Annotated in this window: 8 protein-coding genes; 2 read left to right on the forward strand and 6 right to left on the reverse strand. The window is 69.3% G+C overall.

Annotated features, from left to right (window positions below; all coding sequences use genetic code 11):
* Positions 1 to 11 precede the first annotated feature (11 nt).
* The 5 genes from GBZ26_RS01365 to glpD all read right to left on the reverse strand — a co-directional run bounded on the left by GBZ26_RS01365 (position 12) and on the right by glpD (position 5,539).
* Entirely contained in the window at positions 12 to 809 is a 798-nt protein-coding gene (locus GBZ26_RS01365) for a carbohydrate ABC transporter permease (RefSeq protein ID WP_014242527.1), read from the reverse strand.
* A gap of 15 nt (positions 810 to 824) precedes the next feature.
* Positions 825 to 1,709 (reverse strand): carbohydrate ABC transporter permease, encoded by an 885-nt coding sequence (locus GBZ26_RS01370; protein WP_059399526.1) that lies wholly within the window; start codon positions 1,707 to 1,709, stop codon positions 825 to 827.
* On the reverse strand, positions 1,709 to 2,797 hold the full coding sequence (locus GBZ26_RS01375; protein ID WP_174437260.1) for an ABC transporter ATP-binding protein: 1,089 nt from the start codon (positions 2,795 to 2,797) through the stop codon (positions 1,709 to 1,711). The genes GBZ26_RS01370 and GBZ26_RS01375 overlap by 1 nt, the downstream gene beginning before the upstream one ends.
* 16 nt (positions 2,798 to 2,813) lie before the next feature.
* Positions 2,814 to 3,917 (reverse strand): ATP-binding cassette domain-containing protein, encoded by a 1,104-nt coding sequence (locus GBZ26_RS01380; protein ID WP_174437261.1) that lies wholly within the window; start codon positions 3,915 to 3,917, stop codon positions 2,814 to 2,816.
* Positions 3,918 to 3,997: 80 nt separating this feature from the next.
* Entirely contained in the window at positions 3,998 to 5,539 is a 1,542-nt protein-coding gene (gene glpD / locus GBZ26_RS01385) for a glycerol-3-phosphate dehydrogenase (protein WP_174437262.1), read from the reverse strand.
* 211 nt (positions 5,540 to 5,750) lie between these two features.
* Here glpD and GBZ26_RS01390 point away from each other — a divergent pair, with 211 nt between their 5' ends.
* Complete coding sequence (locus tag GBZ26_RS01390; RefSeq protein WP_174437263.1) at positions 5,751 to 6,356, forward strand: VTT domain-containing protein; 606 nt, start codon at positions 5,751 to 5,753, stop codon at positions 6,354 to 6,356.
* 40 nt (positions 6,357 to 6,396) lie between these two features.
* Here the strand turns inward: GBZ26_RS01390 and GBZ26_RS01395 are convergent, their stop codons facing one another.
* Complete coding sequence (locus GBZ26_RS01395; protein ID WP_174437264.1) at positions 6,397 to 6,600, reverse strand: DUF3008 family protein; 204 nt, start codon at positions 6,598 to 6,600, stop codon at positions 6,397 to 6,399.
* A 366-nt stretch (positions 6,601 to 6,966) separates the two neighbouring features.
* Here GBZ26_RS01395 and GBZ26_RS01400 point away from each other — a divergent pair.
* On the forward strand, positions 6,967 to 10,234 hold a 3,268-nt coding region (locus GBZ26_RS01400; protein WP_174437265.1), incomplete at its 3' end, for a non-ribosomal peptide synthetase.

The following is a 10,234-nucleotide window of genomic DNA, read 5'->3' on the forward strand; positions in this document are numbered from 1 at the left end:
CCTCCCTCCCGTCAGACGCGGCCCAGGGCGAAGCCCTTGGCGATGTAGTTGCGCACGAACCAGATCACCAGCGCGCCGGGCAGGATGGTCAGCACCCCCGCCGCCGCCAGCAGCCCCCAATCCATGCCGGAGGCCGAGACGGTGCGCGTCATCGTCGCCGCGATGGGCTTGGCGTCCACCGAGGTCAGCGTGCGCGCCAGCAGCAGCTCGACCCAGCTGAACATGAAGCAGAAGAAGGCGGTGACGCCGATCCCGCTGGCCACCAGCGGCATGAAGATCTTCACGAAGAAACGCGGAAAGCTGTAGCCGTCGAGATAGGCGGTCTCGTCGATCTCCCGCGGTACCCCGGACATGAAGCCCTCCAGGATCCACACCGCCAGCGGCACATTGAAAAGGCAGTGGGCCAGCGCCACGGCCAGCGGCGTGTCGAACAGACCGATGGCGGAATAGAGGTTGAAGAAGGGCAGCGCGAAGACCGCCGCCGGGGCCATGCGGTTGGACAGCAGCCAGAAGAACAGATGCTTGTCGCCGACGAAGCGGTAGCGCGAGAAGGCATAGGCCGCCGGCAGGGCCAGCGCGATCGACAGCACCGTGTTCAGCGCCACATATTGCAGCGAGTTCAGATAGCCCGAATACCAGGACGAATCGGTGAAGATCCGCCGGTAGTTCTCGAAGGTCAGGGTGTGGGGCCACAGCGTCAGGCCGCTGACAATCTCGGTGTTCGTCTTCAGGCTCATGTTCACGAGCCAGTAGATCGGCAGCATCAGGAACAGGATGTAGAGCGTGAGGACGATCCGTGCGCGCAGCATGGCCCGTTTCCTTTGCTAATTCCGTTGCGCGTCCATGCGGGTCATGACCGTGTAGAAGACCCAGCAGACGGCCAGGATGATCAGGTTGTAGACGATGGACAGCGCCGCCGCCTTGCCCAGGTCGAACTGCCCCAGCGCCAGCTTGACGAGGTCGATCGACACGAAGGTGGTGGAGTTGCCGGGGCCGCCGCCGGTCACCACGAAAGGCTCGGTGTAGATCATGAAGCTGTCCATGAAGCGCAGCAGAACGGCGATCAGCAGAACCCGGTGCATCTTCGGCAATTGGATGTTGCGGAACACCGCCCAGCGCGAAGCGCCGTCGATGCGGGCCGCTTGGTAGAAGGCGTCGGGGATGGAGCGCAGGCCGGCGTAGCAGAGCAGCGCCACCAGCGAGGTCCAGTGCCAGACGTCCATCGTCACGATGGTCACCCAGGCCGACAGCGGGTCCGCCGTGTAGTTGTAGGGGATGCCCAGCCGGTTGACCGCCCAGCCCAGCAGGCCGATGTCCTCACGGGCGAAGATCTGCCAGATGGTGCCGACGACGTTCCACGGGATCAGCAGCGGCAGCGCCAGCACCACCAGGGTCGCCGCCACCCGCCAGCCGTGGCGCGGCATGCTCAGCGCCACGGCGATGCCCAGCGGCACCTCGATCAGCAGGATCAGCAGCGAGAACAGCAGGTTGCGCCACAGCGCGTCGAAGAAGCGCCCGCCGAGGTCGGTGGAGGGGTCGAGAAGCTCCTGGTACCAGCCGATGCCGTTCCAGAAGAACTGGTTGTTCCCGAAGGTGTCCTGCACCGAGTAGTTGACCACCGTCATCAGCGGCAGGATGGCCGAGAAGGCGACGATCAGCAGGACCGGCAGGACGAGCAGCCATGCCCCCTGGTTGACGGGCTTGTCCATCACGCCGCCTCCCCTTCCACGAGCGTTCCGTCCGCGTAGACATGCACCATGGCGGGGTCGAGCAGCAGCGACGCCTCGTCCCCCGCCAGCGTCAGATCCTCCGGCACCGTCGCCGCCATCGGCAGGCCCGACAGTTCCACCCGCGCGATGCGCGTGCGCCCCAGATCGTCCAGCCGCCGCACCCGCACCGGCACGCCGCCGGCCCCGGCGGGCGCCAGCGTGGCGAATTCCGGCCGCACGCCGATCTCGATCTTTGCCTTGCCATCGAGGGCCGGGTAGCCGCGGCGCAGCGCGATGACGTGCCCGCCGACCCGCGCGGCGCGGCCCGACACCTCGGCCGGCAGGACGTTCATGCCCGGCGAGCCGATGAAATGGCCGACGAAGACGTGGGCGGGCCGCTCGAACAGCTCCTGCGGACGGCCCACCTGGACGACGCGCCCGTCATGCATCACCACCACCTTGTCGGCGAAGGTGAGCGCCTCCGTCTGGTCGTGGGTCACGTAGATCATCGTCAGGTCGAGCGCGCGGTGCAGCGCCTTCAGCTTCGACCGCAGCTCCCATTTCAGGTGGGGGTCGATGACGGTCAACGGCTCGTCGAACAGGATGGCCGCCACGTCCGGGCGGACCAGACCGCGCCCCAGCGAAATCTTCTGCTTGGCGTCGGCGGTGAGGTTCCGCCCGCGCCGGTTCAGGTCCGCCGTCAGGTCGAGCAGCCCGGCGATCTCCCGCACCCGCGCGTCGAGCGGCGCCCCGCGCAGGCCGCGGTTGCGCAGCGGGAAGGCGAGATTCTCGTAGACCGTCATGGTGTCGTAGACGACGGGAAACTGGAAGACCTGGGCGATGTTGCGCGCCTCGGTCGGCGGGGCCGGGACGTCCTTGCCGTCGAACAGCACCCGCCCCTCGCTGGGGGTCAGCAGGCCGGAGATGATGTTCAGCAGCGTGGTCTTCCCGCAGCCCGACGGCCCGAGCAGCGCGTAGGCGCCGCCCTGCTCCCACACATGGGTCATCGGCTTCAGCGCGTAGTCGTCGTCGCTTGTCGGGTTGGGGGTGTAGCTGTGGCCAAGGGATTGAAGGTCGATGCGCGCCATGCCGTCCGCCCTCCCGTCACGCCGCCATGACCAGCGGCGGCGCCGCGGCCAGCCGCCCGTCATGACCGAACACGAACAGCCGCCGCGGGTCGATGAAGCACTCGATCCGCTCGCCCGGCTCGACCTCCAGCACGCCGCGCGTGACGGCGACCCAGCGGTCCGCCCCGCCATCGGTGCGCGGCAGGTCGATGTGGACGAAGCTCTCCGAACCGGTGATCTCGCTGACCGCCACCAGACCGCGCAGAGGCACGGCGTCGGCGTGGAGCCGCTCCAGATGCAGGTGGTCGGCGCGGAAGCCGATGGTGTAGTCGTCGTCCGGCAGCTCCGCCAGCACGCCGCGCGCCGGCCCGTGTTCGCCCGTCGCCAGAACGATCTGCGGGCCGCGCTTGTGCACCCGCATGGTGTTCAGCGGCGGGTCGGAGAAGACCCGCGCGCTGGTCAGGTTGGCCGGGCGGCGGTAGACGTCCGGCGTCCGCCCGAACTGCGCCAGCCGCCCTTCCCACAAAGTCGCCGTGTTGCCGCGGAGCAGCAGCGCCTCCGCCGGCTCCGTCGTCGCGTAGACGAAAACCGCGCCGGTCGCGGCGAAGATCTTCGGCAACTCCTCCCGCAGTTCCTCGCGCAGCTTGTAGTCCAGGTTGGCCAACGGCTCGTCGAGCAGTACGAGCTGCGCCTCCTTGACCAGGGCGCGGGCGATGGCGGTGCGCTGCTGCTGGCCGCCGGAGAGCTGCTGCGGCGTGCGCTGCAAATAGGGCTCCAGCTTCAGCAGGCGGGCGGCCTCCCGCACCTTGCGGTCGATCTCGTCCTTGGGCCGGCGGGCCACCCTCAGGGGGGAGGCGATGTTCTCGTAGACGGTCAGGGAGGGGTAGTTGATGAACTGCTGGTAGACCATGGCGACGGAGCGTTCGCGGACGTGCCGCCCCGTCACGTCCACCCCATCCACCAGCACGCGCCCGGCGCTGGGCACGTCCAGCCCGGCCATCAGCCGCATCAGCGACGTCTTGCCCGACAGGGTCGGCCCCAGCAGAACGTTCAGCGACCCGCGCTCCAGGCTCAGCGACACGTTCTCGAGGTGAACGTGGCCGCCGACATGCCTGCTGACCTTGTCCAGAACCAAGCCCACCGGCCTTCCTCCCCAATATTCATTTTTTCTTTATTGAGATGGTTCTTGTCGCCGTGTTTCCAGCCTGTTTTCCACGCCCGCTACTCCGCGGCGTCGGATGCCCTCTCCCTCCGGCTGCGCTCCTCGGTCATGAAGGCGTCGAGCGCCTGCGCCTGGGCGGCGTCCAGCCGCAGCCCCAGCTTGGTCCGGCGCCACAGCACGTCCTCGGCGGTCTCCGCCCACTCCTCCGTCATCAGATAGCGGACCTCGGCCTCGGTCAGGGTCCCGCCGAAGTCGCGGCCCAGATCCTCCGGCCGCGCGGCGCTGTCGAGAATCCGGCGGGCGCGGGTGCCGTAGGTGCGCACCAGCCGCTCCAGATGCGGCTGCGTCAGGAAAGGCGCCCGCCCGCGCAGCTCAGCGACCAGCGCCGCCACGCCGTCCACCGGGAAATCGCCGCCCGGCAGGGTGCCGGCGCTGCTCCAGTCCGACGCACCGGGTGCGAGCTTCGGCAGGAAGGGCGCCAGCTTGGCGATGGCCGCATCGGCCAGACGGCGGTAGGTAGTGATCTTGCCGCCGAAGATGTTGAGCAGCGCCGCCTTGCCGTCGCCCGGCGCGTCGAGCGCCAGCACATAGTCGCGGGTCGCCGCCTGCGCCGTCGAGGCGCCGTCGTCGTAGAGCGGGCGGACGCCGGAGTAGGTCCACACCACGTCGGCGGGCGTCACCGGCTTGGCGAAATACTCACCGGCGGCGGTGCAGAGATAGGCGATCTCCGCCTCCGACGCGCGGACGTCCGCCGGATCGCCCTGGTAGTCGTTGTCGGTGGTGCCGATCAGGGTGAAGTCGCGCTCGTAGGGGATGGCGAAGACGATGCGCTTGTCGGCGTTCTGGAAGATGTAGCAGCGGTCGTGGTCGAACAGCTTCGGCACCACGATGTGCGAGCCCTGGACCAGACGGATGCGCGCATCCACCGTGGAGCGCGCCCCCTGCCGCATCACCTCCGACACCCAGGGGCCGGCGGCGTTGACCAGCGCGCGGGCGCGGATGCTGCTGCGCCGGCCGCTGCGCGTGTCCTCCACCGTCACCGTCCACAGCCCGTCCTCGCGGACGGCGCTCAGGAAACGGGTGCGGGTGCGGATCGCAGCACCCATGCGGGCGGCGTCCTGCGCGTTCAGAACCACCAGACGCGCGTCGTCGACCCAGCAATCCGAATATTCGAAAGCGCGTGCGAAACCCGGTTTCAGCGGCTTCCCAGTCGGATCGCTGCGCAGATCGAGCCCGCGCGTGCCCGGCAGCTTCTCCCGCCCGCCGAGATGGTCGTAGAGGAACAGGCCCAGCCGCAGGAACCAGGATGGCCGCAGGCCGGGCAGATGGGGCAGGACGAAGCGCAGCGGCCAGATGATGTGCGGCGCCATGCGCCACAGCACCTCGCGCTCGCGCAACGCCTCGCGGACCAGCCGGAACTCGTAATATTCCAGGTAGCGCAGGCCGCCGTGGATCAGCTTGGTCGAGGCCGAGGACGTGCCCGACGCCAGATCCTTCTGTTCGCACAGATAGACGGAGCAGCCGCGCCCCGCGGCATCGCGCGCGATGCCACAGCCGTTGATGCCGCCGCCGACGATGGCAAGGTCGTAGACCCCGGCCATCCATCCCTCCTCTCCGCTGTGCGCCCGCCCCTTGCGGTCTGCGCTTTTGTTTTCGTTTCAAACGGTAGCCGAGGGTTCAGCGGGCCGCAATACGAAAAAAGTGAAAGCGATACGAAAGGCCATGATGCCTTCCTCCCCTCCCTCGTTGGGAGAGGCGATGAACTCCGGCGGCGCTGGCGGGTTATCCAGGCAACCGGAACCGGAGGACCGCGTGTTCGAGTGGATCACAACCCTGGTGGAAGGCGGCGGCTACGCCGGCATCGCGCTTCTGATGCTGCTGGAGAACGTCTTTCCGCCCATCCCATCGGAACTCATCATGCCGCTGGCCGGATTCGTCGCGGCCCGCGGGGATCTCAGCCTGCCACTGGTGGTGCTGGCGGGCAGCGCTGGGTCGGTGGCCGGGGCGCTGTTCTGGTACTACGCCGGGCGGTGGCTGGGCAGCGAGCGGCTGAAGCGGCTCGCCGCCCGGCATGGCCGCTGGCTGACCGTGGCGCCCGCGCAGGTTGACGAGGCGACCGGCTGGTTCCGCCGGCACAGCGGGACGTCGGTGCTGATCGGGCGTCTGATCCCGGCGGTGCGCACGCTGATCTCCGTTCCCGCCGGGATCGCCGGAATGGGGCTGGCCCGCTTCCTCGTCTATTCGACCGTCGGAACGACGTTGTGGTCGCTGGTCCTCGCCGGGGCGGGCTATCTGCTGGAGGGCCAGTACGACAAGGTGTCGGGCTGGATGGACCCGGTGGCCAAGCTGGTCATCGCCGCCATCGCCGCCTGGTACGCCTATCGCGTCGCCACCTTCCGCCCGCAAGAGCAGAACTGACGGGGGGGCTCCCCGCCAGTTTCCCCTGAACAGCCCGGCATCACTCCTTGGCGTCGTCCTTTGAACTGCGGGTCGGCAGATCCTTCCGCTTTGCGGATGCCATCTCCCGCAGTTCCTTTTCGCTCATCGACTTCGCCATCTCCTTCGAGGCGCCGCGCAGATCGGACTCCGGCTGCTCCCCGCGCTTGGCGGCCAGCGCTGCGCCCGCGGCCATCTGCTGCTTCTTGGACTCCGCCTTGCTCATCCGATCCCTCCAACGGTGACGTGAACGCTCGTTCCATCAACAGGGCGAGGGGGATTCCGTTCTTGCACAACGGCTTTGCAACTTTTGATGCCCGGCCGCAACCGCTTCATTCCAGGCGGCGCCGGGACGACGCCCATCGGCGTGACATAACCACACGTTTGTATGTCTTGGTCATTCCATATCCGTAATGCAGCTTTCGTTTTCGTTATAATCTCTTTTGGTTGCATCATTGATTGACAATCGTCTTTTAGTACGTATTCTCGGCGATCTAATCCCCTTTTGGGACGCATATGACGTTTTTGTAAAAATTCGCCGCGAATTTTCCCGTCGGATCATTGCAACGCCGAAGGAATTGTGGGGATTTCGATGCCCGACACCACGCCGCACCTCCCCAACGACCGAATTCATCTGTCCGGCAGTTTCGGACCGCTCCGAATCTGGCCCGATCTTCGTCTGCACGAGGGATTCGAACGGCTTGCGGAACGGCATCCCACCGCCCCGGCGGTGGTGACGGAGGCCGGCATTCTCGATTACGCCGGGCTGGACGCGGCGGCCAACGCCTTGGCCCATGCGCTGCTGGCGTTCGGACTGGACAGGGAGGAGCCGGTCGGCGTCCTGGCGGAGCGGTCGGGCGATCTGCCGCAGGCGTTCCTCGGCATCCTCAAGGCGGGCGGCGTCTATGTGCCGATGGTCGCCGACCTGCCGCCGGAACGGCTGGCGAACATGGCGCGGCAAGCGGGGATGCGGCTGCTGGTCGCGCTGGACGGGCTGTCCCCGCCGGACGCGCTGGCCGATGCCCTGTCCGCCAATGGCAAGGCGGAGCGGCCGCAAGCCGTCCTGCGCCCCGAATCCCTGGACGGCGAGAGCCTTGCCAAGTCAGCGGAGCGCCCGGACCGGACCGGTCCGGCGAATGGCTTGGCGGTCATCCTCTTCACCTCCGGCTCCACCGGCCAGCCGAAGGGCGTGCTGATCCAGCACGACGCCTGCGTGAATCTCGCGCTCGGCCACACCGAGGCGCAGGGCGTCGGGCCGGGCGACCGGGTGCTGCTGTCCACCTCCCCCGGCTTCATCCTGGGTTTCCGCGAGCTGTGCCTGCCGTTGCTCTCCGGGGCCGCCTATGTCCCGGCCTCGCGGGCGCTGATCGACGATCCGGCGCGGCTGCTCGACCATATGGCCCGGCTGGGCGTGACCATCGCGCTGTTCACGCCGTCCTACCTGCGGCTTCTGCGCGGGGCGGTGCCGACGGGGCTGCGCATGATCCTGACCGCCGGGGAGCGGCCCAACCCCGACGACGCGCGGCACTACGCCCGCCACCTCGACTATTGGAACATGCACGGCGCCACCGAGGTCTGCGGCACCATCTGCATGCACAAGGTGAATCCGGACGGCGACGGCCCGCTGCCCAGCGGGCGCCCCTTCACCAACAACGCCGTCCATCTGCTGGACCGCCACGGCAACGAGGTTCCCGATGGCGCGGTCGGGGAAATCCACGTCGTCGGGCGGGGCGTTTCGCGCGGCTACCTGAACCAGCCCGACCTCACGGCGGAGAATTTTGTCGAGACGCGCTTCGGGCGCGCCTATCGCACGCATGACCTCGGGCGCTGGAACGAAAACGGCGACCTGGAGACGCTGGGCCGCGCCGACGACATGGTGAAGGTGTCCGGCCAGTCGGTGTCGCTGGGCGAGATCGAGCGGACGCTGCTGCGCCACCCGCTGGTCAGCCGCGCCGCCGCCCTCCAGCACCAGGGCCGCCTCGCCGCCATCGTCGAGAGCGCCGATCCGCAGGCCGCTGCGGCCGAGGACTGGCGCGCCTTCCTCGGCCGCAGCCTGCCCGCCTACATGGTGCCGGCACGGGTGAAGGCGGTGGCGCGGATGCCGATCAGCTCCGCCGGGAAGACCGACCGCCGCGCCCTGCTGGCCCTTGCCGAAGAGGCATTGACCGCCGCGCGCGGCACGGGCGGAACGCCGCCGCAAGGCGAGCTGGAGCGGGCCATCGCCACGGTCTGGGAGGAGGTTCTGGACACCCGCCCGGTGATGCGGGACGACCCGTTCTTCGCCATCGGCGGCACCAGCCTGCTCGCCATCGCGGTGGGGCAGCGCCTCCATGCGCTCGGCCATCCGGTGACGGTGCCGGTGATCCTGGCCTCCCAGACGGTGCAGGCGCTGGCCCACTGGATCGCGGACCAGACGGACGAGGACACCGCACCCCCGGACCTGAGCGAAGGCCCCGCGACCGCCGGGCAGGAGGATTTCTGGGTCGCCGCCAAGCTGGGCCTCGCCCCCGCCGGGTCGCACGTCGTGCGCGTCCTGTCGGTGCGCGGCCCGGTTCCGGAGGTGGAGCGCTGGCGCGCCGCCTGGGCCGCCCTGCTGGCGCGTCACCCCGCCCTGCGCACCGCCTTCCACGCCGACGCCGACGGGCGGGTGCGCTGGCGCACGGTGCCTGTCACCGACCTGCCGCCCTCCGCCGGCTTTTCCATCGACCGCTGCCACGTTCCGGAGGAGGCGCGGGAACTGATCGCCGGCTATGCCGAAACGCCCTTCGCCCTGACCGAGGCACCGCTGGCCCGAGCCGGCCTGATGGTCGTCGAATCCGGCAACGAGACGCTGTTCTGGTTCGTGCTGCATCACGCCGTGGTGGACGGCCAGTCCGCCCGCACCGTGCAGGAGGATGTCCTGGCCCTGCTGCTGGGCCATCCCCTGCCGCCGGCGCCGCACGGCATCGCGCTGGCCGCGCGGGACGAGGCGCGCCATCTCCGTTCCAATCGGGCGGAGCGGGACCGCGCCTTCTGGAACGCCAAGCTGGACGCCCTGCCGCCGGAGGCGTTCGAGGAGCTTCCGCTCGACCAGCCCCGCCCCGTCACGCCCGGCGGACGTTCCGCCTCACCCCTGGCGGAGCGGCTGGACGCCGCGACCACCGCGGCCCTCGCCGCCATCGCGAAGGCGCAGGGAGTCGGCCTGCACGGCCTGCTTCTGGCGATCCTGGCGGCGGAGACGCGGCGGCACGGCGGGCGGGCCGACCTGATCCTGGGCACCGGCGTTTCGCTGCGCCCGGCGGGCGCGGAGGACGCGGTCGGGCATTTCGTCAATCTCGTGCCGGTCGTCCTGCCCGGCGCCCCGGCAGCGCTGAACGGACAGGTCCGCGCAACCCAGGACGCGCTGACCGAAGCGGTCGGACACGCCGGCCTGCCCACCAACCTGATCCAGCGTGAATTCCGCCAGCGCCGGCCCGACGCCCTGCCACCCGCCCGTCCCAACCTCTTCTCGGTGGCATTGACCGCCAACCCGCCGCGGACCAGCGCCGATCCGGCCAGCGGCCTGTCCCTGACCCCGCGCCGCCTGCCCGGTGCGCTCGCCCACCCCGCCGCCGGCCTCGACCTCGCCTTCAGCCACGAGCCGGTGACGGATGACGATGGCGAAGGGTTGGAACTCGCCCTGCTGTGGAATCCGGATGTCTACACGGAGGCCACCGCGCGCTCCTGGCTGGCCGGCTTCGCCGCCTGGGCGCGCTGGCTGGCCGCCGATCCGGTGCGACTGGAATCGCCGCTGCCCGCCCTTCTGCCGGAGGAGTCGGCCCTTCTGGCGCGCTGGGAGCATGGCGAGGAACGCCCCCGCCCGGCCCGCCGCGCCCATGAAC

This window comes from Azospirillum formosense (assembly GCF_013340925.1).
GTDB lineage: Bacteria > Pseudomonadota > Alphaproteobacteria > Azospirillales > Azospirillaceae > Azospirillum > Azospirillum formosense.

Coding starts and splice junctions, on each gene's coding strand:
- GBZ26_RS01375 (WP_174437260.1), bottom strand. CDS start 2,797: ATGGCGCGCATCGACCTTCAATCCCTTGGCCACAGCTACACCCCCAAC.
- GBZ26_RS01370 (WP_059399526.1), bottom strand. CDS start 1,709: ATGGACAAGCCCGTCAACCAGGGGGCATGGCTGCTCGTCCTGCCGGTC.
- glpD (WP_174437262.1), bottom strand. CDS start 5,539: ATGGCCGGGGTCTACGACCTTGCCATCGTCGGCGGCGGCATCAACGGC.
- GBZ26_RS01365 (WP_014242527.1), bottom strand. CDS start 809: ATGCTGCGCGCACGGATCGTCCTCACGCTCTACATCCTGTTCCTGATG.
- GBZ26_RS01395 (WP_174437264.1), bottom strand. CDS start 6,600: ATGAGCAAGGCGGAGTCCAAGAAGCAGCAGATGGCCGCGGGCGCAGCG.